Consider the following 21,482-nt stretch of genomic DNA (forward strand, 5'->3'; position numbering starts at 1 on the left):
AAGAGCTGACCGACGATTTCTGGTGGATCGTCCGAAGCCGTTTCACCTGGCTCTTCATTTACATGCTGGCCGCTTTCGTCACCTCCTCCGTCCTCAAGACCTTCCAGTTGCAGCTCGAACAGATGGTCGCGCTAGCCGTGCTCGGGCCGATGGTCGCGGGGCAAGGGGGAAGCTCGGCGACGCAGACCATGACCGTAGCCGTGCGGTCGCTCGCGACGCGGGAGCTTAACCGCGGCAACGCCTTGCGGATCATTTTCCGGGAGCTCGCCATAGGCGCGGTTAACGGCGCGGCCTTTGGCCTGGTGACCGGGACCGTCGCCGCGACCTGGTTTCACAATATCGGCCTTGGCCCGGTTATGGCCCTGGCGATGTTCACCAATCTGGTCGCCGGCGCGTTCGGCGGCGTTGTCGTGCCTCTCGTCTGCGACCGGCTGAAATTCGACCCTGCAGTCTCCTCGGGGCCCTTTGTGACGACGATCACCGACGTCGTCGGCTACAGCTCTTTCCTTACAATCGCCAGTTTGTGGTTCCATTTGGGCTGAGGCGCGGCGGCGCGTTTACGCTCCGTTACCGCCTGTGGAGATAATTTGACGAAATGCGCCCGTTGAAACGATTTCCTTCACGTGCCCTCGCCACCGGTTGCGTCGCCCTCGCTGCGGCGACGCTCGCCGGCTGCGGCAGTTCCTACGATCCGAGTTTTTCGCGCCGGGCGCGGCTCCAGACCAGCGCCCCACTGATCAATCCCAAGCGCGATCCGAGCTTCCTCGCCTACGCCGTGCCGGAGACGGAACTTCATCGTTTCCCCGCCACCCGCAGCGCCGAATTCGCCGTCCACGGTATCGACGTCTCGAAATATCAGGGGAATATCGACTGGGAGCAGGTGAAGGACGCCGGCGTCTCCTTCGCCTTCATCAAGGCCACCGAAGGCGGCGACCGGGTCGACTCGAAATTCGCCTATAATTGGGCGGCGGCGAAGGCGGCCGGCGTGCCGCGCGGCGCCTATCACTTCGTTTACTGGTGTCGCCAGCCGCATGAAGAGATCGGCAATTTCGCCAGCGTCGTGCCGAACGAGCCGGACGCGCTGCCGCCCGTGCTCGACGTCGAGGCGACGCCGACGTCGGGAACCTGCAAACGCACCCTCTATCGCGAGGAAGTGCTGCGCGACATGAAGGACATGCTGACGCAGATGGAGCGCCACTACGGCAAGAAGCCGATCATCTATTCCTCGGTCGACTTCTATCAGGCGATCCTGCATTCGAACGCTTTGTCCGAATATCCGATCTGGGTGCGCTCGACGAAATACCATCCCAAAGTTCGCTACGGCGACCGCGACTGGACGTTCTGGCAGTATCGCTCCGACGGGCGCGTGCCGGGCATCACCGGCGCCGTCGACCAGAACACGTTCAACGGCTCGGCCGATCAGTGGCGCAGCTGGCTCGCCTCAACCACCGGCATGCGGGCGGGGCCGGTCGCGGCGGCGCGCAGCCAGATCGACGATCGCGGCGCCAGCAAGCTTGTCGAGGACGATCCGGCAATGCTGTCGGGGGCCGAAAAGAGCGCCTATGACAGGGAGCCGGGCGCGCCCGTGCCGCCGAACGCGATCCGATAGGGGAAAAAGAGGCAGGGGTAGCCAGAGGGCGAGATTTCGCGTATAGGCCCCGGGCCAGTTTCCGCCGCGCGGCGTTGTGCCCGCGCGTCCGTCGAGAGAGAGAATAAATGGCCGTTCCGAAAAGAAAAACCTCGCCGATGAAGCGAGGCTTCCGCCGCTCCGCCGACGCCCTCAAGGCGCCGACCTATATCGAAGACAAAGATTCCGGCGAACTCCGCCGGCCGCATCACGTCGATCTCAAGACCGGCATGTATCGCGGCCGTCAGGTCCTGAAGCCGAAAGTCGTCGAGGAATAAGCGCTTCGACGCGTGAGGAAATGAAAGCGGGCCGCAAGGCTCGCTTTTTTTGGACAGTCATATGGGGATTAAATTTATGTTATTTCCAGGCGGTCAAGATTGCTGCGGCCACGCAAAGGTCTTGGCGTCTTCTGGAAATGGCGTGCTTGCGAGGTAAGATTCTGCGGAGGAAATACTCGTGAATAGCATATATCTAGCTATAATAAATTTTTTCGCAACATTGCTTGCAGCTATATTTGGATTTTATATTACATTGCGTCTCAAAGAGAGCTGGCTTGATGGAATATCTAGAGATCAATTCAAGGCGCTGAGAAACATGATTGGCGCATTGCTTGCAGTTTGCCTCGGGTTTTTATTGATAACTGCAAAAAATAATTTTGATAAGAAAGTTGACGAGGTAAGAATGCAAGCGTCTAAGGTCATTCTATTGCATCGCGTGTTGGATTTGTTCGGCGACGAAGCCGACGCAGCGAGGACGAAAATAATACGCTCTATGCAGGGCCAGATCGATCTATTGCAGGTCGCGAGCGACAATTACATTAACCAAAGGGAGGCTTTTAAGAAAGCCAAAATCGATTCCTTTCGCGAAGCAGTGCTCTCTTTAGAAGCGGAAGATCCGAAAAAATCATGGGCGAAGACGACCGCTCTTAATTTAACGCAAGAAATTACCGGTATAAAATGAAAAATCTATAACGACTTGAACGCCAATATACCGCTGGAGGTGGTCATATTTCTGATCGCCTTGCTTGTGACGGTTTTTTTCAATTTTGGCGTCATCTCGCACAATCACTGGACGGCGGCGGTTGGGCTTATCGCCGCGTCTATATGCGTCTCCGGGGCAATCTTTCTGCTAGTGGAGCTCGATCGGCCATTCCAAGGATTTTTCACCGTTCCAACCGACCCTCTGAAATCCGCGGTAGATATTATTAAAACTGGCTAGTTTATACTCAAATATTTCTTCATTTGCTTCGGATCTAACTGTCTCTCTCAAGCAGAGCGGCCGTCAGCGCCGCCCCCCTTGCCCTTTGGCCGGACAGATCTCGCCAAAGCGATAGGCGTCGCCGTAGCGTCGATCAGCGGCGCTGCTGGGCGATCGCGAGCAGCGGCAGCAGCAGCGCGCGCGGCGCCGCCGCCGAGCCCCAGACGAACATGCGGTTGACCAATCCCGGCACGATGACGCGCTTGCCGGCCATCAGCCCTTCATAGCCCTGGCGCGCCACTTCCGCCGCCGGCAGCATCGCCGGCTTCATCGCCCCCATGACGCCGGAAAAGTCGAAGCCGGCGCGCGCCTGAAAGCCGGTTTGCACCGGACCGGGGCAAAGGCACGCGACCTTCACGCCCGAGGGCTTCAATTCCTGCGACAGCGCTTCGCTGAATGAGCGCACATAGGCCTTGGTGGCGTAATAGACGGCGAAGCCCGGCCCCGGCATGAAGGCCGCGACCGAAGCGACATTGAGCACGCCGCCCTTCGCCGCGACGATCGACGGCAGAAAGCGCAGGGTCAGCGCAGTCAGCGCGCGCATGTTGAGATCGATGATCGCGAGTTGCTCGGAAGCGTCGAGTTCGATCGCCCGGCCCATGAGGCCGAAGCCTGCGTTGTTGACCAGGAAGTTTGGCGCGAGACCGGCTTCGGCGAGTCGCTCCGATAGAACGTCCGCAGCGCCTTGTTCGGTAAGATCGAGTTGGATCGGCAGCGGTCGCGCCGCGCCGTTCCCAGCGATTTCATCGGCCAGAGCCTCCAGCCGGTCGCCGCGCCGGGCGACGAGCGCGAGCTCATGGCCCTTGGCCGCAAAGATGCGGGCAAGCTCCGCGCCGATCCCGTCCGACGCGCCGGTGATGATCGCGACCGGACGCATCCCTTCCGCCGTCCGCGTCATGCGTCGCCAGCGTTGCGCGGCGACCAGGGGCCGCCGGGGGCCGGGGCGGCGGCGTCGCGGAACTCGCGGCGCAGCTCGACGCGCTCGCGGGTCGAGACGCCGAGCAATTCGGCGACGCGCCAGACGACATTCTCCTCGAATTCGTGCACTGCGCCGTCCGCATGCGCCATGTCCCAAAGCATGCCGATGATCTGGCGGCGCCCGTCCTCGTCGAGCCGGCGCTTCAAGACGCTGGTGAAGCGATAGAGGTCGACGGCGTCGCGCTCGCTCTCGCGCGCTGAGTCGATCAGTTCGGCCGCCTCGTCCCCTTCAAGGCCGAAGCGCGCCTCGACGAGCTGCCGGATACGGGCCTTCTCCTTGTCGTCGAATTCGCCGTCGATCGAGGCGATATGGACGAGAAGCGCCGCGGCGGCGAGCTGATAATCCTCGGCCTCAAAGGCCTTGGGCCGCTCGGCCTCGCCGGTGAGTTCGTTGATGAAGTTTTTTAGGGCGGAGAACATGGCGGCGAAGCTACCGGGGCGGGAGGTGCGTTGCGACCGGTATAGATCATGCGGAGGGGGAAGGGTAGCGGGGCCAACAGCCGGTCGGCGCAAATTGCCGCTTATAAGCCTAAGCGGTCATTCGTTCGGTCGTCGTCTGAGACATCTCCGATCTTTTGCAAGAAACTCTTGCCCGCGGGAAAACCCTATCGCCGCCATAAAAAGCGTCGCCGGCGTGGGATCACGTCATTTGCATTCGCGCCATCAATTTGCATGCGACGTCGCCGAGCCGACGCGCAAAGTGTTCCAATGAGTATCTCTCTTCGTATAGCGCGCGCGTATCGCTCGCTGCCGGTTCGCTTCGTTCGCTCATGGCGCGACACTTGACCATGGCGGCGGCGAATTCGCTGGCGTCGTTCGCAATGTAGACGTTGCGAAGCCGCGACGGATCGATCTCCATGCCCCTGAAAGCCTTCGACGTCGCGACGATCGGCAGTCCGCTGGACAGAGCTTCCACGGTCTTGATTGAAAGGCCGTGCCCTTCTCTTGTCGGGAGGAGAATGATCGCTGCGTCGGCGTAGGCGGACTCTATGTCGGCGATCCTGCCCCGGAAAAGATTGCGATGTTGTTCATACAACGGCCTGTCACGCCTTTTCACGCCATCGGCGATGTCGCCAAAAATCGAAATCGACATTTCAGGCGCATGCGGCACAATACATTTCAGAAACCATCGGACGCTGATGTAGTTGGCGGCGTTGTCGCCTGCGACAAAAATAGCCCGATCGCCATTTTGGTCGGGAGCCACGGCGGCTATCGACGGATAGATCAGTTCGTGACGAGACTGAGGCAGAAGCTGGTCGAACGTCGCATATTCTTCTGAATTCAAGTGAATGCAAACGTCGGCGCGCCTGAGCCAGTCGAGTTCGGTCGCAAGCATGCTGTTATAGCGAACATGCGGCGGGATGCTAAACCCAGCGCGATTCCGTAACTCGTACTGCCGAGCCTGAATGTCGTGAGTGTCTAGCACGACGGGAACGCGGCGCCTTTCGCGCATTCTTTCGACGAAAGGCATCACGAAGAAATGGTTGGCGTGGATCAGGTCGATGGCGACCGTATCGAGCGCTTCGGGCAAAGGCGCGCGCTTCACGAGCTCCACTAGCCAGGTTGCGTGGTCGCCATGGATCAAGGGCAACCAACCGTCCTTTAGGAGCGTTGTCTTGAAGAGGTCCGCGATCGTGGCGGACGATTCATATCTTTCGTCGGCTGCGAGGTCCTGACTATGCAGCCTGTAGTTCTTCCAGCGTTCGCCGCGGCCGATCGAGGGCGTGACATCGTCCATAAGCGCAACGGAGAGCACGCGCGCGCCAAGTTTGTTATAGGCCCTTATTTGACTTGCGATGACCTGGTGCGTTCCGCAGGAATGCCACGCAGGATGCACGACCGCGATGGTCTTTCCCGATAGTGCGGCGCGGCCCGGACCTGATTGATGTATCGACATCCCGATGACCCTCTTTGGGTCCCCAAGGTCGGACTCACAGGAGACATTTATTTGCTCAATTTGTTTCGTTTTGTTTCGAGTTCGGCTTTCGGCAGCGACACCCTTGCAATCAGGCCGCCGCCGGTCCGCTCATCCAACGTGAGGCGTCCGCCGTGAGCTTCCACGATCGCGCGCGCGATCGCCAAGCCCAGGCCAAATCCCTCGTTTACGTTCGAGGACGCGCCTACGTCTCCTCGCTCGAAAGGCTCGAGCATCGATTCCCTCTTTTCCTGGGGGATGCCCGGACCTCTGTCGACGACCTCGACAACCGCTGCTTCATCGCTTTCCAACAGCCGGACTTCGGGGCTTTTCCCGTATTTTATCGAATTGTCTATGAGGTTGGAGAACGCGCGCTCCAAATCTTCTGGACTGCCCAGAACGTTTACGTGATCGACTCCCTCGTAACGTGCGTCGGCGCCCACATCGCAGAACTGATCGACAACCGCCTGCAACAGACTCGCCAGATCCAGCGCCACTACCTCCTGCTGGAAACCGCCGCGCAAGTAATCCAGGCAGCCGCGGACCATCGCCTCCATCTGGTCGAGGTCACGCAGCAGTTTCACTTTCGTGTCGCTGCTTTCGATGTATTCGGCGCGAAGACGCATTCGCGTAATCGGAGTTCGAAGGTCGTGGCTAACGGACGTCAACATCCTCGTTCGTTGGGAGGCCATCTCCGCGATGCGACGCTGCATGCGGTTGAAGGCCCGCGTCGCCTTGCGGATCTCTGCGGGCCCGGTCTCCGCTAGCTGCGCCGGAACGCCGTCGAGCCCGAAGGATTCTGCAGCGTTTGCGAAATTCGTGAGGGGGCGCGTAAGCGACAGCGCGGCCCATAAGGCGAAGACGAACAGACTGATCGCGACGAAGCCGAGGGTGATTATCGCGAACCGAGAAAATCCAGGATGCCGGGTCGGAGCGTCCAGGACGAATTTCTGACCGTCGTGCAAGGACCCGCTAAATTGCTTGTCGTCATCGTGGGCTTCGATCTCGACTCCGACGGGAAGGCGAGATCGGAAATAGGCCGGATGACCCTTGTTGCGCGCGGCGACTCCAGGCGCTGAGAGCGCGACGTGAAACCCCGGAAGGTTTGCGTTAAAGGCTGTGGCGATCGCCGGCCTTTCGGCGGCCGAGGCGGCGTCCAACGCCGTCAGGGCCGCCACGACGATTGAGGCGCTCAGGTCCCGAGGGGCGCCGGGAACGGGTTCAGACAAGAAAAGGATCGCGGTCACCGCTGCGTGGAACAGGCCGACGCATAGGAGGAGGAGAAGTCCCAGCTGCACATTGATATTTCGGAGCGCAGACGATCTCACTGAATGCTGACTTTCGCCGTGAACGTGTAGCCGATAGAGCGGACCGTCTGAATGTGCGCCGGGTCTCGCGGGTCATTCTCGATCTTTTGACGAAGCCGGCTGATCAGGATGTCCACGCTCCGCTCGGACGTTGACGCCGCCTTCAGTTCGTCGCGCGAGAATACTTTTCCGGGATTGCGGGAGAACGTCAGCAACAGGTCGAATTCAGCGCTCGTCAGAATCACCCTTACGCCTGTCGGCCCCAACAGGCGACGCGCGGAAGGGTCCAAAAGAAAGCCGGAGAAACAATAGGCGTTAACTTGCTGGGCGGGTTCGATGCCCGGAGCCGTCCGCCGAAGGACGGCGCCGATTCGCGCGAGCAGTTCACGCGGAACGAAGGGTTTGACCAGATAATCGTCGGCGCCGAGTTCGATGCCGAGTATCCGGTCCGTGTCTTCGCCGCGCGCGGTTAACATGATCAATGGGGGGCTGCGTGTGTTCCGCAAGCGCATGCAGATCGAAAATCCATCCTCATCGGGAAGGTTGACGTCGAGCACGATGAGATCGACCTGCGCGTTCGCGAGGACTTCATCCATCTGTTTGCCGTCTTGGGCGACCATCACCTTAAACCCGTGGTCGCTAAGGTATTTCGATATGAGCGATCTGATTTCCTGATCGTCTTCTACGACGAGGATCAATCGCCCTTCGGCGGCGCTTGATGCGGTTTCGGTCAAGGTCGGGAGTTTCATTTACTCGCGGCTCCGAGCGAGCGGCGAGTTCCAAGCCGAGGATTCCGCACAGCTGTGTCGAGATTCCGGCGCGTTTGTTTCGATTTGTTGCCGCGACTCTCCCTCTTCGGCGGATAGACATAAAGAAATCTTTATATCTTTATTGCCATTCTCGGCCGCCCCTGCTATAGGCTCGCTCCGAGCCGCCGGGCTGGACCGGCGGCGGGAATAGACTGAGCCGTTCCTTGGCGGGTCATTCTCGGTGGGCCGCAGGCCTGACCGGGAATCCAGAGCCACTCCAGGAATACTGGTCCGGCTCTGGATTCCCGATCGTTTTGGCTCACGCAAAGCGTCGGGAAAGACAGCCCCGACCGGGCCACGCACGAGAAACAGAAGGATTTCGCATGACCGCACATCACTTTAACGATTTCGCCGTCACCGACCTTTCGCTGGCCGAATGGGGCCGCAAGGAAATCGCCATCGCCGAGACGGAAATGCCGGGCCTGATGGCGACCCGCACCGAATATGGTCCGACGCAGCCCTTGAAAGGCGCGCGCGTCGCCGGCTCGCTGCACATGACCATCCAGACGGCCGTGCTGATCGAGACGCTGAAAGCGCTCGGCGCCGATGTGCGCTGGGCGTCGTGCAACATCTATTCGACGCAGGATCACGCCGCCGCCGCCATCGCCGCGACCGGCACGCCTGTCTTCGCCAAGAAGGGCGAGAGCCTCGAAGACTACTGGGACTACACCCACAAGATTTTCGAATGGGGCGACGGCGGCTGCCCGAACATGATTCTCGACGACGGCGGCGATGCGACGCTGCTCATCCATCTTGGCCTGCGCGCCGAGCAGGGCGACGTCGCCTTTCTTGAGACCGCCTCGAATGAAGAGGAAGAAGTTCTCTACGCCGCGATCAAGAAGCGCCTGAAGGCCAATCCTGGCTTCTACAAGCGCAACGCCGAGGCGATCAAAGGCGTCACCGAGGAGACCACGACCGGCGTGCATCGCCTTTATACGATGCACAAGGAGGGCAAGCTCCTGTGGCCGGCGATCAACGTCAACGACTCGGTCACGAAGTCGAAGTTCGACAATCTCTATGGCTGCCGCGAGTCGCTGGTCGACGGCGTGCGCCGCGCCACCGACGTGATGATGGCCGGCAAGGTCGCCTGCATCGCCGGCTATGGCGACGTCGGCAAGGGCTCGGCGGCGTCGCTGCGCAACGCTGGCTGCCGCGTCATCGTCACCGAAATCGATCCGATCTGCGCGCTGCAGGCGGCGATGGAAGGCTATGAAGTGACGACGATGGAAGAGGCGGCGCCGCGCGCCGACATCTTCTGCACGGCGACCGGCAATGTCGACGTCATCACCATCGAACATATGCGGGCCATGAAGGACCGCGCCATCGTCTGCAACATCGGCCATTTCGATTCGGAGATTCAGGTCGCCGGCCTGCGCAATCTCAAATGGCACAATGTGAAGCCGCAGGTCGACGAGATCGAGTTCCAGGACGGCAAGCGCATCCTGCTGCTGGCGGAAGGCCGCCTGGTGAACTTGGGATGCGCGACGGGCCACCCGTCCTTCGTGATGTCGGCGTCCTTCACCAATCAGACGCTGGCGCAGATCGAATTGTGGACCAAGCAGGGCCAGTATCCGGTCGGCGTCTATACGTTGCCCAAGCATCTCGACGAGAAGGTCGCCTCGCTACATCTCGACAAGATCGGCGTGAAGCTCACCAAGATGACCGATGAGCAGGCGAAATATCTCAACCTGCCGCAGAACGGCCCGTTCAAGCCGGAGCATTATCGGTACTGACGAAACATGCAGCAATCGCGCGTCATGGCCGGGCTTGTCCCGGCCATGACGGTGAAGGCTCCGCCGTCGAATAGAGCCGCGATATATTTGTGACGTCGCTTAAAGAGCTCCTCGCGCTCGAACATCTCGAACATGGCGATTTTCTCCGCGGTCGGCGGATTGTCCTCGATCGCCTGCAGATGCTGCATGTGGAGCCGGGCGCTCGCGCGCGGCTTCGTCGATGGCGGAGGCGGTCCGGCCGATGCCATTCCTTTCAGACGCCTTTTTGCTCCTCAAAGATTCCGTTTTGGCCTTCGGCGCTTTAGATTGAGGCTCTGATTCGCATCCGGCGCGACGGCGCTCGAGGGACATCCGCCTTCCTGTCGGACTCTCGCCTCATGGTCCTGCGCGCCGCAGGCTTGCGTCCCCGTCCTGCGTGAACCGCTTACGGCGGTGTTGTGATGAGCACCCGCAATTGACCGTGGAGACCGGTTCTTTTGATGCGCCAAGCCAATCGCCGCCAAGTGGAGTCGCCCTCGCAATGACGCAAAGGCGGCGCGCGACCAGCGACTCCGGCGCTCCCGCTTTTGCTGGTGCTTCCCTCGGGTCTTGGCTTCTATGGCTCGATCCGGCGCCGGCGCGCGCGGCAGGCTTCCTCGATGATTTGGCGATCGATCCGCACATCGTCAGCTTCGCCTTGAGCGGCGGTTTGGCGATGTTCGCCGCGGCCATCGTCATCAGCTATCTGCGCGAACGCGCTTTTTGGCGCCGGCGCGAAGCCGCATTAAGCGTCGAACTCGACGACTCCCGGGCCCAACTCGACCGGGCGAAAAACTTCCTTGCGTCGGAGCCGCAGATTTTCGTCGCTTGGAAGGCGCCTGACGCCGAGCCGGACATTCATTCGTCGTCGCTCGTCATGACCGGGGCCGCCGCCGCGCCGCGTCGGATTTTGAACTTCGGCGCCTGGCTCGCGCAAAAGGACGCCGAGGAGCTGGAAAACGCCGTCGAGCGCCTGCGGCGCAGCGGCGAAAGCTTTCGCTTGGCGCTTGCGGGCGTCGCCGGGCGCCACTTCGACGCGGACGGGCGCGCGGTCGGCGGCGGCGTCGTGCTGCGCATTCGCGAAGTCTCCGGCGACCGGTTGGAGCTGATCGGCCTGCGCGAGCGCCACGCCGCGGCGCAATCCCAACTCAACGGTCTGCGCGCGATGCTGAAGGCGCTGCCTGCGCCATTCTGGATTCGCGATGACGCCGGCGAACTCGTGTTCGTCAACGACGCCTATGCGCAGGCGGTCGAGGCGAAGAGCCCGGACGACGCCGTCTCCCGCAAATTGGAGTTGCTTGACCAGTCGGCGCGCCGCGCCGCCGAGCAGGCCCGCCTGAAGAACAACGTCTGGCGCGAGCGCGTCAACGCTGTGGTCGCGGGCGAACGTCATCAGCTCGACGTGACGCAGGCGTCCGCCTCGGGCGCCGCCGCCGCCATCGCCATCGATCGGCGCGAGGTCGAGACGGTGCGCGCGGACCTCGAGCGGCAGATGCAATCGCATGTGCGAACGCTCGATCAGCTGCCGACGGCGGTGGCGAGCTTCGATCGCGCGCGCCGCTTGATTTACAGCAATGACGCATACGCCAAGCTGTGGCAGCTCGATCCGACCTTCCTCGAGCAAAAGCCGACCGACGGGCAAATTCTCGACCGGCTGCGCGCCGAGCAGCGCGTCCCCGTCGAATCCGATTACCGCGCATGGAAGGAACGGCTGTTCGAAGCCTATCATTCGCCAGAGCCCATCACACACACCTGGCATCTGCCGAACGGCAGGATCGTCGATGTCGTCGCGCATCCAAATCCGAAGGGCGGCGTCACCTATCTCTATGACGACGCCACCAAGGCCTATGATCTCGAAACGCGTTTCAACGCGCTCGCCCGCATGCAGAGCGAAACGCTGGACACGCTCCAGGAGGGCGTCGCGGTCTTTGGCTCCGACGGGCGCTTAAAATTCAGCAACCCCGCTTTCGCTGGCCTGTGGCGGCTCGATCCCGAGATTCTGGCGAAACGACCGCGCTTCGAGGCGCTCGCCGCCAAATGTTGCGCGCTCCACCACGAAGAGGAGACTTGGGCGGCGCTGCAAGACTTCGTCACCGGCCTTAACGAAATGCGCGAAGGCTTCACCCGGCGCATTGAGCGCAACGACGGCGTGGTGCTGGATTGCGCGGCGCAACCTCTGCTCGACGGCGCCGCGCTGCTCACCTTCGTCGATGTTTCGGCGGACGTGAATGTCGAACGCGCATTGACGGATCGCAACAAGGCGCTGCTCGCCGCCGAAAAGCTTCGCAACGACTTCATTCATCACGTCAGCTACGAATTGCGGTCGCCGCTCAATAACATCAACGGCTTCGTCCATCTTCTGGGAGAAGCCTCGACAGGGCCGCTCAATTCGCGCCAGCGCGAATATCTCGGCTATGTGAGCAAATCCTCGGCGGCGCTGCTCGCCATCGTCGACGATATTCTCGATCTCGCGACCATCGACGAAGACGCGATGGCGCTGGAGTTTTCCGAAGTCGACGTCGAGGCGACGATGCGCGCCGCCATCGAAGGCGTGCAGGACCGTCTCGTTGAAAATTCGATCGACGTGCAGATCGTCCCGATGGACGACGTCGGAACGTTCCGCGGCGACGCCAAGCGGGTGCGTCAGATCCTGTTCAATCTTCTGTCGAACGCCATTGGCTTTTCGCGTCCGGGTCAGACTGTTACGCTTGCCGTGATGCGGCGCGAGAACGAAATCGTCTTCAAGGTCACCGATCGCGGGCGCGGCATGTCGCCGGAGATTCTGGAACGCGTTTTCGATCGGTTTGAGTCGCACACCGCCGGCTCACGCCATCGCGGGGTGGGACTTGGTCTTTCCATCGTGCGCGCCTTCATGGAGCTCCATGGCGGTAGGGTCTTGATTGATTCCGCGCCCGGCGAAGGCACGACCGTGACCTGCATTTTTCCTGCGCATGCGGCGCATGAAGACGCGCATCTCGCAGCGGCGCGCGCCGGAGGCGCCGAATGAGCGACGAGTCCGCGCCAAAAGCGGTCTGGCGTCTCGACGTCGCCAGCGAAACCGAAACGATCGAACTGGCGCAAGAAATTTCGACGCTGGTTCGTAGCGGCGACGCCGTCATGCTCTCCGGCGATCTCGGAGCGGGAAAAACCACATTTGCGCGGGCGATGATCCGCGCCCTGGTCGAGGACCCGAAGCTCGAAGCGCCAAGCCCAACCTTCACGCTGATGCAGATTTACGAGGGCGCCGGAAAGCGCGTCGTCCACGCCGATTTCTACCGGCTAGGAAACACTGCGGAGCTTGCTGGTCTCGGCTGGGAAGAGGAGACCGACAACGCGATCGTGCTTGTCGAATGGGCCGAAGGCGCGCGCGAAGCGCTGTCGCCCGATCGACTCGAAGTGCGCTTAAGTTTTGTCGATGGCGATAATCGCGAAGCGCGGCGTTTGACCATTTCCGGCTATGGTCGCTTCGTATCGCGTCTTGCCTCCTTCAAGGCGATTCGTGAACTTCTGCGACAGTCGGGCTGGGCCGGCGCCAGCCGCAGCTTTCTGCAAGGCGACGCCTCGACGCGCGCCTATGAGCGACTCGAACAGCCGGACGGGCGACGCGCAATCCTGATGATCTCGCCGGCGCGTCCTGACGGACCGCCGATTCGCTATGGCAAGTCCTACAGCGCCATCGCGCGTCTTGCCGAAAATGTCGTTCCTTTCGTCGCCTTGTCGCAAGCGCTGCGCGGCGTGGGCCTTTCCGCGCCCAAAGTCTACGCCAAGGATCTCGACGCCGGCTTGCTGATCATCGAGGACCTTGGCGGCGAGGGCGTCGTCGATGATAACGGCCCCATCGTCGAGCGCTATCTCGAAGCGGCGGGCGCGCTTGCCTTTCTTCACGCACAGCGCCTGCCGGACGTAATCGCGATCGAAGGAAACGGCGATTATCGGATTCCGCCCTATGATCTGGATGCGCTGCTGATCGAAGTGGAGTTGCTGGTCGACTGGTACCTGCCGCGCCTGAAGGCGCCGATCTCGTCGGGCGCGCGCGCCATCTTTCTCAATATCTGGCGTCAGGCGCTCGTCGAAGCGGCGAGCGCCCCGCCGACCTGGATCCTGAGAGATTATCACTCTCCCAATCTCTTGTGGCTTGCGCAGCGAAACGGCCGGGCGCGGATCGGCATTCTCGATTTCCAGGATTGCGTCCTTGGCCATCCCGCCTATGACGTTGCGTCGCTCGGGCAGGATGCTCGCGTCGACGTCCCCGACGATTTGGAGTTGAAGCTCCTCGCCTCTTACGCCAAACTGCGGCGCGAAGCCGATTCCGCGTTCGATATGGCCGCCTTCGCCAAGGCTTATGCGATCCTGGCGGCGCAGCGTGCGACCAAGATACTGGGAATTTTCGCGCGCCTGGATCAGCGCGACGGCAAGCCGCAATATCTCGCGCATCTTCCGCGCGTAGAATCCTATCTTCGAAAAAGCCTTCGCCATCCGGCGCTGGCCGACGTTAAGGCTTGGTATGAGGCCAACATCCCCGGCTTGTTTCGTGACGCCTGACCGGTCGGCGCGCGCGCCCGCGCCCAGCGTCGCCATGGTGTTCGCCGCCGGCCTTGGCGCGCGCATGCGGCCGCTGACCGAAACGACGCCGAAGCCGCTGGTCGCCGTCGCCGGCCGCACGCTGATCGATCGCGCGCTCGACGAATTCGAAGCGGCCGGCGTCGAAACGGCGATCGTCAATGTCCATCACCTCGCCGATCAGATCGAGGCCCATCTCGCACGCCGCGCCAGTCCGCACATCGTGATTTCCGACGAGCGCGCGTTGCTGTTGGATCAGGGCGGCGGAATCAAGAAAGCCCTTCCCCTGATCGGAGACGATCCCTTTTTTGTCTGCAACACTGACGCCTTCTGGATCGGCGCCGCCAGCTCCAACATTATCGCGCTCGCTGCAGCATTCGACGCCGACAAAATGGATGCGGCGCTCCTTCTCGCGCCGACCATTGGAAGCGTCGGCGTCGACTGGGACGGCGATTTCGATCTTGACGCTGAGGGGCGCATCGTCCGACGCGATGGCCGCAAACCCTATGTCTACGCCGGCGTCGGACTGATGAAACCGCAGCTCTTCGCCGGCGTCGCGGACGATGTCTTCAAGCTCGCGCCGTTCTTTTTTGACGCCGCCCGCAAGGGACGGCTCTATGGCGTCGTTTCGAGCGGTCTTTGGCTTCATGTCGGCACGGTCGCCGCCATCGAAGACGCCGAACGGGCGATCACGGCGCGCCGGGGCTGAACGCAGTGCTGCCTCTCCGGCGCAATCTTTTCACCATTGCGCCTGGCGCGCCGTTCCTGAAGACGTTCGTCTGCGCCCTGCTCGGCGGCGAGATCGTTCCCGCTCTGTCGCGCGATACACCGCCGCTGACCATGGCGCGCGCCACGATCTATGTGCCGACGCAGCGCGCGGCGCGCGCGCTCAAGGCCGAATTCGCACAGGCGCTGAACCAGCGCGCCACGCTGCTGCCGCGCATTCTGCCGCTCGGCGCTCTGGAGGAGCGCGAAAGCGCCGCTCTTTTCGGCGTAGAGTTCGGCATCGACGCTGATGCGCCTGTTGCCGCGCCGATCGAAGAGCTGGAACGACGCCTTCTCCTGTCGCAGCTCATCCTGCAATGGGCGGAAGCGCTGGGGCGCGCGATCATCTCGATCGATTCAACCGGCGCGCCGAATCTGCACGAGAGCGAACCGCTGCTTGTCGCAGCGACGCCGTCAGCCGCCTATGCGCTCGCCGCCGACCTCGGGGCGCTGATCGACGAATTGCACATCGAAGACGTCTCGGCGGACGCCTTGCAAACGCTGAGTGACGACGCTTACAGCGAGTTCTGGGCGATCACGACGCGGTTTCTGCAGATCGCCCTGCGCGAATGGCCGCAGATTCTGTTGGAGCGCGGACGGATCGACGCCAGCGCCTATCAGAAGCGCCTCGTCGAAGCGCAGATCGCGGCGCTCACGCGCGCGCCGCCGACCGCGCCGGTGATCGCGCTCGGCTCCACCGGCGCGCAACCGACGACGGCGCGGCTGCTCGCCGCCATCGCCGGGCTCGACAATGGCGCAGTGGTTCTGCCGGGCCTCGATCAACTGATGAGTCAGGACGCCTGGGCGAGCGTGGGCGAGGCGGAGAGCGTCGGAGAGCCGGCCTTCACCCATCCTCAGACAATGTTGAAGCGCTTGCTCGCTGCGATGGGCGTTGCGCGCGACGAGCCGCGCGAGCTCGCGCGTCTGACCCCTGCGCTCGCCGCGCGACGGGCGTTCGTGTCGCAAGCCATGGCGCCGGCCGAGGCCACGTCCGCATGGCGCGATTATAAGGCGAGGGAGAGCGTCGGCTTGCCGCGGGCGCTCGAAGGCGTCATCTCGCTCGAGGCGCCCGACGAGCGGCTCGAAGCCTTGGCGCTTGCGCTGTTCATGCGGGAGGCGCTGGAGACGCCCGGCCGCACAGCGGCGCTCGTCACGCCGGATAGGCTCATCGCGCGACGCGTCGGCGCCGAGTTGCGGCGCTTTGATATCGAGATCGACGATTCCGGCGGCCTGCCATTGGCGCGAACGTCCATCGGCGCGCTGGCGCGGCTCGTCGCGGCGATCGGAGCCGATCGTGCGGGAGCGGTCAATGTCGCGGCTCTGCTCGCCCATCCGCTGGCGGCGGCCGGCCTTTCGCGCGCGCGCGTCTGCGCGCTCGCGCCGCTCGTCGAGATCGGCGTGTTGCGCACATTCGCGCAGCCTGACGGCGAATGGGCGTCACGCGTCGCATTGGCGCGCAAATTGGCGCGCGCGCCGCATGCGCATTCGGCGGCGCGCCGCATCGCCGACGACGAATGGCTCGAGATCGAAGATGCGCTTGCCCGCATCGACGACGCTTTCGCGCCATTTGCGGCTTTGGCGACAACGGCGTCGCTGTCGGCTCGCGCGCGCGCGCATCGCGCCGCGCTCGAAGCCGTGATCGCCGGCGCGGAAGAACTAGAGGAAGAAGCCGCCTCGGCGCTGTTCGAACTTCTCGATCGGCTCGCGCACGCGGAGGCGCCGCCTCGGTTCGACGCGCAAAATTATGCGGCGCTCTTCGATCGAATCCTTTCCGAGACGATGCTGCGCGGTCCAAGGCGCACGCATCCGCGGCTACAGATTCTCGGCCCCTTGGAGGCGCGGCTGATCGACGCCGACCTCATTCTGCTCGCTGGATTGGATGAAGGCGTATGGCCGCCGCAAACGGATACGGGCGCCTTTCTCAACCGCTCGATGCGCGCGCAACTCGGTCTGATGGCGCCGGAGCGGCGCATCGGCCAGAGCGCCCATGATTTCGTCATGGCTTTGGGCGCGAAGCGCGTCGTGCTGAGTCGCGCCATCAAGCGTGGCGGCGCGCCGACCGTCCCATCGCGATTCATCGCGCGTTTTTCGGCGCTCGCGGGCGACGCCTTTGACGATTGCAAGAAGCGCGGCGACGCCATGCTCGCCATCGCCGCGGCGCTCGACCGTCCCCAAGAGGCGGTGACGATCCAACGGCCGCAGCCGCGTCCGCCCATGGCGTTGCGGCCGCAACGCTTGAGCGTCACCCGAATCGAACGCCTGCGGCGCGATCCTTACGCGATCTTCGCCGAATATGTTCTCAAGCTCGCGCCCTTGTCGCCGATCGGCGCGCAAGCCGGCGCGAGAGACATCGGCATGGCGATCCATGACGCGCTCGCCGAATTCGTTGCGCGACATCCCCATGGCGCGCTTGCGCATGCCGCACGCGACACGCTGCTTGATCTTGCGCGTGAGAAGCTCGACGGCTTCATCGCCGATCCTGCTTTCGCGAGCTTCCAATGGCCGCGCATCGAAGCCGGGCTCGATCATGCGCTGAGTTTCGAACGGGAGCGACGCGCGCGCGACTGTGAAATCCATGTCGAAACGCGCGGCGAGATGGCGCTGACGCTGATCGACGGATCGCCATTTCGCCTGACCGCCATTGCGGATCGCATCGAGGTCGATCGGCAGGGCCACGCCTATGTCTTCGACTATAAGACCGGCGCGCCGCCGACCAACAGGCAGGTCAAGGTCGGCTGGTCGCCGCAACTGACGCTGGAAGCGGCGATGATCGAGGCCGGCGCATTCGCAGAGGTCGGCGCGCGCAGTGTCGCCGGCGCCGCCTATATCGGACTGCGCAACGGCGGCAAGACACAATGGCTCACATGGGACGACGCGGGCTTCGCCGACATCATTGCGGCGCACCGCGCGCAACTCCTCGAGCTCCTCTCACAGTTTCGCGATGAAAAGACGCCCTATGCGTCGCGGCCGCATCCAGCCTTCCTCAGCGACGTCGGCGATTACGATCATCTGGCGCGCGTGAAGGAATGGATGCGCGGCGGCGGAGAGCCGGCATGAGCGAGCGTCCTGTCGGCGGCCTGACGATCAGACGTCAGCAAGCGGCCTCCGACCCGTTCGCGTCCGCCTGGGTTTCGGCGCACGCCGGGTCCGGCAAAACCCATGTGCTCGCGCAGCGGGTTTTGCGGCTGCTGCTCGCCGGCGCGCGGCCATCGCAGATTCTGTGTCTCACCTATACGAAGGCGGCCGCCGCCAATATGGGATCGCGGGTCTTCGATCGGCTTGCGCGTTGGGCGACGCTCGACGACGCGTCCCTTGCCAAAGAAATTGCTGAGATGGGCGCAACCGTCGAGTCGCGCGTCGATCTTGATTTCGCGCGACGGCTGTTCACGCGCGCCGTGGAGACTCCTGGCGGACTCAAAATCCAGACGATACACGCCTTCTGCGAGAAGCTGCTTCACATTTTCCCGCTCGAAGCCAATGTTCCGGCGTCTTTCCGTGTCGTCGACGATCTCGAACGCGCCGAGTTGATGGACGCCGCCCGCCGGCGCGCGCTCGACGCCGCGACGCAAGATCGCGGGCCGCTGCGAAAGGCGCTGGAGCTTGTCGCCCGCGAGGCCTCCGCGGCGGGGTTCGACGCGCTCTGCGCGGAATTGCTGCAGCATCGCCAGAGAATCGCGCGCATGCGCGAGCAGGAAGACTATGACGCCAGAGTCTTCGCTGCGCTCGGATTGCGCGCCGACGAAACTCTGGCGCGGATCGAAGCGGCGATCATCGAGGACGGCGAGCCGCTGGCGGCGTGGCCGGCGCTCGCCACATTGCTGCGCGGCGGTTCGACCAACGACGGCAAGCTCGCCGATTCGCTTGAACGCGCCTTCGCGCTTGCGCCGCACCCGGACTGTGTCGACGCCTATCTCTCAGCCTTTTTCACCAAGGAAGGCGAACCGCGCGGCGTCGGAAAAGCCAAGATCATTACAGGCCCGCTCGCCAAGCGCGAACCGCAGCTTCTCGCGCGCATGGAGGCCGAGCGCGACAGGCTCTCCGCGCTCGTCGAAAAGCGCAAGGCCGCCGCCGTCGCCGAACGATCGCTGGCGCTTCACGCGCTCGGCGACGCCATCCTTGCAGAATATGAGCACGCCAAAAGGCGGCGGGGGCTGCTGGATTACGACGATTTGATCGAAGGCGCGCGACGCCTGCTCCATCGTTCGAGTCCGTCATGGGTGCTCTACAAGCTCGACGCGCAGATCGAGCATATTCTGCTCGACGAGGCGCAAGATACGAGTTCGGACCAATGGGACATTTTGGCCGCGATCGCCGACGAATTTTGCGCCGGCGCCGGCGCCCGCGTCGGAAGGCGCGGTCCGCCGCGCAGCTTCTTTGCGGTCGGCGACGAGAAACAGTCGATCTTTTCGTTCCAAGGCGCCGCGCCTGAGCGATTCGACGCGATGCGGCGTGAATTTCGTCGCAGGTTCGAACGCGCCGAACGGCGCTTCGAACCGGTGACGCTCACCCAGTCCTTCCGCTCGGCGCCCGGCGTGCTGCAGGCGGTCGACGAGATTTTTGCGATCGAAGAGAACCGCCTTGGCCTCTGCTTCAATCTGCAGGAGCCGGCGCCAAGGCACGAGGCGTGGAAATCCGACGTCGCCGCGCTCCTCGAAATCTGGGAACCGATCGGCGCAGAAAAAGCAAAGGACCCGAGCGATTGGCGCCTGCCAGTCGATTATGTCGACGCCAGCGACCCCAATGAGCTGCTGGCGCGAAGGCTCGCGCGCAAGATCAGGGCGCTGCTTGCGCCCGAGAATGGCGAATGCGTCGAGGACCGCGGCGCTTTGCGTCTCGTCGAGCCCGGCGACATATTAATTCTCGTGCGCAAGCGCGGCCCGCTGTTCGAGGCGATCATTCGCGCCTTGAAGAGCGAACGCGTCGCCGTGGCCGGCGCCGATCGGCTCAATCTTGCCGACCACATCGCCGTGCATGATCTCATCGCGCTCGGACGCGCGGCGCTGCTGCCGCGAGACGATCTGACATTGGCGAGCGTGTTGAAGTCGCCCTTCTTCGGTTTCGACGATGATGATCTTATGGCGCTCGCGCCGGGCCGGCGCGCTTCGCTCGTCGAAGCGCTCGCCGAATCTGAAGAGCCGCGCTGCCGCGCCGCCGCCGAGCGTCTGCAGCGCTTGCGCCGCGCCGCCGCCGAACTCGCTCCCTTCGATTTCTACAGCCGGGTTCTCGGCCTTGACGGCGGACGCGCGCAGCTCGTCGCAAGACTTGGCGGCGAAGCCGAAGACGCGATCGACGAATTTTTGAAACTTACCGCGAGCTTCGAGCGCGAACAGCCGCCGTCGCTGACGGTCTTTCTGGCGATGGCGGAGTCGCTCGATCTGTCGATCAAGCGCGATATGGAGTCGGCCGGCGGCGCGGTGCGGGTGATGACCGCTCATGCGGCCAAGGGATTGGAGGCGAAAATCGTCTTTCTGCCCGACACTTGCGGCGCGCCCGCTGGCAAGCATGATCCAAAGCTCTATTTTTTCGCAGTGGCGGAGGAGGAGGCGGTACTTCTCTGGTCGCTTGGCAAGGACAGCGATCCCGTCGCTCTCAAATTGGCGCGCGACGCGCATCGGCGCAGCGAACATCAGGAAAGTCAGCGCCTGCTCTATGTCGCGCTGACGCGCGCGGAGGAGCGGCTCTATATTTGTGGCGCTCACGGCGTGAGTGGGCGCGCCGAAGGCTGCTGGCACGACGCCATTCGCCTTGCGCTCGAATCAAGCTGCGAGACTTTGCCAGATCCGCTCGATCCTTCATCGACGATTCTGCGACGCGGCGCAGCGCCGCCGCGTTTCGATCTTCCAAGAAGGGAGCAGACGTCGGTTGGCGTCGACCTTCCGGCTTTCGCCACGACCAAGGCGAAATGCGAAGCGGCGCCGGCGCCGCCCTTGCGTCCGTCGAGCGCGTTCGCCGGCGCGGACATCATCGAGCTTGACGGCGAGGGCGGCCCGGCGAAAGCGGACGAGGCGGAGCGGTTGCTGCACGGACGCCTGGTTCATGCGCTGTTGCAGCATTTGCCCGCCTGCGCGCCGGACCGCCGACGAGACGCGGCGCGGCGTTTTCTTCAAGCGCGCGGCGGCTTCGTCGACGTCGACCAGCAAGAGGCGCTGGCGCATGCGGCGCTCGCCGTCGTCGGCGATCCGCGCCTTGCGCCGCTGTTCGGACCGGAATCGAGTCCGGAAGTCGACATCGTCGCGACGCTTGAGAATGGCGCGGTCGTCTCGGGCCGCATCGACCGGCTTGCGGAAACGACGACCGAAGCGCTTATCGCCGAATTCAAGACAGGCCGACCGCGCGGAAAAATTGAAGACGCACACTTGCGTCAGCTCGCGCTTTATTGCGCCGCGGCCGCGCCGCTCTTTCCGGGCAAGCGGCTGCGATGCTTTGTGATCTACACCCAGAACGCCAGCGTGCTCGAAGCAGAGGAAACGGCGCTGACCGAGGCGCTCATCTGCGCGCTCGCGACCGGTTGAG

General features: G+C 63.1%; 16 protein-coding genes. 10 read left to right on the plus strand and 6 right to left on the minus strand.

Going from position 1 to position 21,482, the window contains the following annotated elements:
- From QZ964_RS16105 to QZ964_RS16120, 4 genes are all read left to right on the plus strand, one after another.
- Window positions 1-542, plus strand: a 542-nt coding sequence (locus tag QZ964_RS16105; RefSeq protein WP_292532729.1) for a magnesium transporter, incomplete at its 5' end; no start/stop codon positions are given.
- Between the two features lie 53 nt (window positions 543-595).
- The gene (locus tag QZ964_RS16110) at window positions 596-1,609 is read left to right on the plus strand and encodes a GH25 family lysozyme (protein ID WP_292532730.1); all 1,014 of its coding nucleotides are present in this window, start codon (window positions 596-598) and stop codon (window positions 1,607-1,609) included.
- Between the two features lie 107 nt (window positions 1,610-1,716).
- Window positions 1,717-1,905 (plus strand): 50S ribosomal protein L32, encoded by a 189-nt coding sequence (rpmF, locus tag QZ964_RS16115; RefSeq protein ID WP_292532731.1) that lies wholly within the window; start codon window positions 1,717-1,719, stop codon window positions 1,903-1,905.
- A 178-nt stretch (window positions 1,906-2,083) separates the two neighbouring features.
- Window positions 2,084-2,587, plus strand: a complete 504-nt coding sequence (locus QZ964_RS16120; protein ID WP_292532732.1) for a hypothetical protein — start codon at window positions 2,084-2,086, stop codon at window positions 2,585-2,587.
- Window positions 2,588-2,978: 391 nt separating this feature from the next.
- Here QZ964_RS16120 and QZ964_RS16125 read toward each other — a convergent pair whose 3' ends face one another.
- The 5 genes from QZ964_RS16125 to QZ964_RS16150 all read right to left on the minus strand — a co-directional run bounded on the left by QZ964_RS16125 (window position 2,979) and on the right by QZ964_RS16150 (window position 7,833).
- Window positions 2,979-3,782: an SDR family oxidoreductase gene (locus QZ964_RS16125; RefSeq protein ID WP_292532733.1), complete on the minus strand. Its 804-nt coding sequence runs from the start codon at window positions 3,780-3,782 to the stop codon at window positions 2,979-2,981.
- Window positions 3,779-4,282: a TerB family tellurite resistance protein gene (locus QZ964_RS16130; protein WP_292532735.1), complete on the minus strand. Its 504-nt coding sequence runs from the start codon at window positions 4,280-4,282 to the stop codon at window positions 3,779-3,781. The genes QZ964_RS16125 and QZ964_RS16130 overlap by 4 nt, the downstream gene beginning before the upstream one ends.
- Window positions 4,283-4,502: 220 nt before the next feature.
- Entirely contained in the window at window positions 4,503-5,759 is a 1,257-nt protein-coding gene (locus QZ964_RS16135; RefSeq protein ID WP_292532737.1) for a glycosyltransferase, read from the minus strand.
- 47 nt (window positions 5,760-5,806) lie between these two features.
- Window positions 5,807-7,105: an ATP-binding protein gene (locus QZ964_RS21585; RefSeq protein ID WP_367119286.1), complete on the minus strand. Its 1,299-nt coding sequence runs from the start codon at window positions 7,103-7,105 to the stop codon at window positions 5,807-5,809.
- Window positions 7,102-7,833: a response regulator gene (locus QZ964_RS16150; RefSeq protein ID WP_292532738.1), complete on the minus strand. Its 732-nt coding sequence runs from the start codon at window positions 7,831-7,833 to the stop codon at window positions 7,102-7,104. The genes QZ964_RS21585 and QZ964_RS16150 overlap by 4 nt, the downstream gene beginning before the upstream one ends.
- A 383-nt stretch (window positions 7,834-8,216) precedes the next feature.
- On the opposite strand from QZ964_RS16150, the gene ahcY reads away from it, so the two are divergent.
- Window positions 8,217-9,626 carry an adenosylhomocysteinase gene (gene ahcY / locus QZ964_RS16155; RefSeq protein ID WP_292532739.1) on the plus strand — a complete coding sequence of 470 codons (1,410 nt, stop codon included), beginning with the start codon at window positions 8,217-8,219 and terminating at the stop codon, window positions 9,624-9,626.
- Here ahcY and QZ964_RS16160 read toward each other — a convergent pair.
- Window positions 9,614-9,874, minus strand: a complete 261-nt coding sequence (locus QZ964_RS16160; RefSeq protein WP_292532740.1) for a hypothetical protein — start codon at window positions 9,872-9,874, stop codon at window positions 9,614-9,616. The genes ahcY and QZ964_RS16160 overlap by 13 nt on opposite strands.
- Before the next feature lie 272 nt (window positions 9,875-10,146).
- Here QZ964_RS16160 and QZ964_RS16165 point away from each other — a divergent pair, with 272 nt between their 5' ends.
- The 5 genes from QZ964_RS16165 to addA are packed head-to-tail and all read left to right on the plus strand — an operon-like array spanning window position 10,147 to window position 21,481.
- Window positions 10,147-12,651 carry an ATP-binding protein gene (locus tag QZ964_RS16165; RefSeq protein ID WP_292532741.1) on the plus strand — a complete coding sequence of 835 codons (2,505 nt, stop codon included), beginning with the start codon at window positions 10,147-10,149 and terminating at the stop codon, window positions 12,649-12,651.
- Entirely contained in the window at window positions 12,648-14,186 is a 1,539-nt protein-coding gene (gene tsaE, locus QZ964_RS16170) for a tRNA (adenosine(37)-N6)-threonylcarbamoyltransferase complex ATPase subunit type 1 TsaE (protein ID WP_292532743.1), read from the plus strand. Before QZ964_RS16165 ends, tsaE begins: the two co-directional genes overlap by 4 nt.
- A 34-nt stretch (window positions 14,187-14,220) precedes the next feature.
- Window positions 14,221-14,913, plus strand: a complete 693-nt coding sequence (locus QZ964_RS16175) for a nucleotidyltransferase family protein (protein ID WP_292532795.1) — start codon at window positions 14,221-14,223, stop codon at window positions 14,911-14,913.
- A gap of 5 nt (window positions 14,914-14,918) precedes the next feature.
- Window positions 14,919-18,026 (plus strand): double-strand break repair protein AddB, encoded by a 3,108-nt coding sequence (gene addB, locus QZ964_RS16180; protein ID WP_292532745.1) that lies wholly within the window; start codon window positions 14,919-14,921, stop codon window positions 18,024-18,026.
- Window positions 18,023-21,481: a double-strand break repair helicase AddA gene (addA, locus tag QZ964_RS16185; protein ID WP_292532746.1), complete on the plus strand. Its 3,459-nt coding sequence runs from the start codon at window positions 18,023-18,025 to the stop codon at window positions 21,479-21,481. The genes addB and addA overlap by 4 nt, the downstream gene beginning before the upstream one ends.
- Window position 21,482: the final 1 nt, after the last annotated feature.

The organism is Methylocystis sp. (assembly GCF_021731785.1).
Classification (GTDB): domain Bacteria; phylum Pseudomonadota; class Alphaproteobacteria; order Rhizobiales; family Beijerinckiaceae; genus Methylocystis.

Bases quoted from the DNA above. Each gene is read 5' to 3' on its own strand.
- QZ964_RS16110 (WP_292532730.1), top strand. From the start codon at position 596: ATGCGCCCGTTGAAACGATTTCCTTCACGTGCCCTCGCCACCGGTTGC.
- rpmF (WP_292532731.1), top strand. From the start codon at position 1,717: ATGGCCGTTCCGAAAAGAAAAACCTCGCCGATGAAGCGAGGCTTCCGC.
- QZ964_RS16125 (WP_292532733.1), bottom strand. From the start codon at position 3,782: ATGACGCGGACGGCGGAAGGGATGCGTCCGGTCGCGATCATCACCGGC.
- QZ964_RS16130 (WP_292532735.1), bottom strand. From the start codon at position 4,282: ATGTTCTCCGCCCTAAAAAACTTCATCAACGAACTCACCGGCGAGGCC.
- QZ964_RS16135 (WP_292532737.1), bottom strand. From the start codon at position 5,759: ATGTCGATACATCAATCAGGTCCGGGCCGCGCCGCACTATCGGGAAAG.
- QZ964_RS16150 (WP_292532738.1), bottom strand. From the start codon at position 7,833: ATGAAACTCCCGACCTTGACCGAAACCGCATCAAGCGCCGCCGAAGGG.
- ahcY (WP_292532739.1), top strand. From the start codon at position 8,217: ATGACCGCACATCACTTTAACGATTTCGCCGTCACCGACCTTTCGCTG.
- QZ964_RS16160 (WP_292532740.1), bottom strand. From the start codon at position 9,874: ATGGCATCGGCCGGACCGCCTCCGCCATCGACGAAGCCGCGCGCGAGC.
- QZ964_RS16165 (WP_292532741.1), top strand. From the start codon at position 10,147: ATGACGCAAAGGCGGCGCGCGACCAGCGACTCCGGCGCTCCCGCTTTT.
- tsaE (WP_292532743.1), top strand. From the start codon at position 12,648: ATGAGCGACGAGTCCGCGCCAAAAGCGGTCTGGCGTCTCGACGTCGCC.
- QZ964_RS16175 (WP_292532795.1), top strand. From the start codon at position 14,221: ATGGTGTTCGCCGCCGGCCTTGGCGCGCGCATGCGGCCGCTGACCGAA.
- addA (WP_292532746.1), top strand. From the start codon at position 18,023: ATGAGCGAGCGTCCTGTCGGCGGCCTGACGATCAGACGTCAGCAAGCG.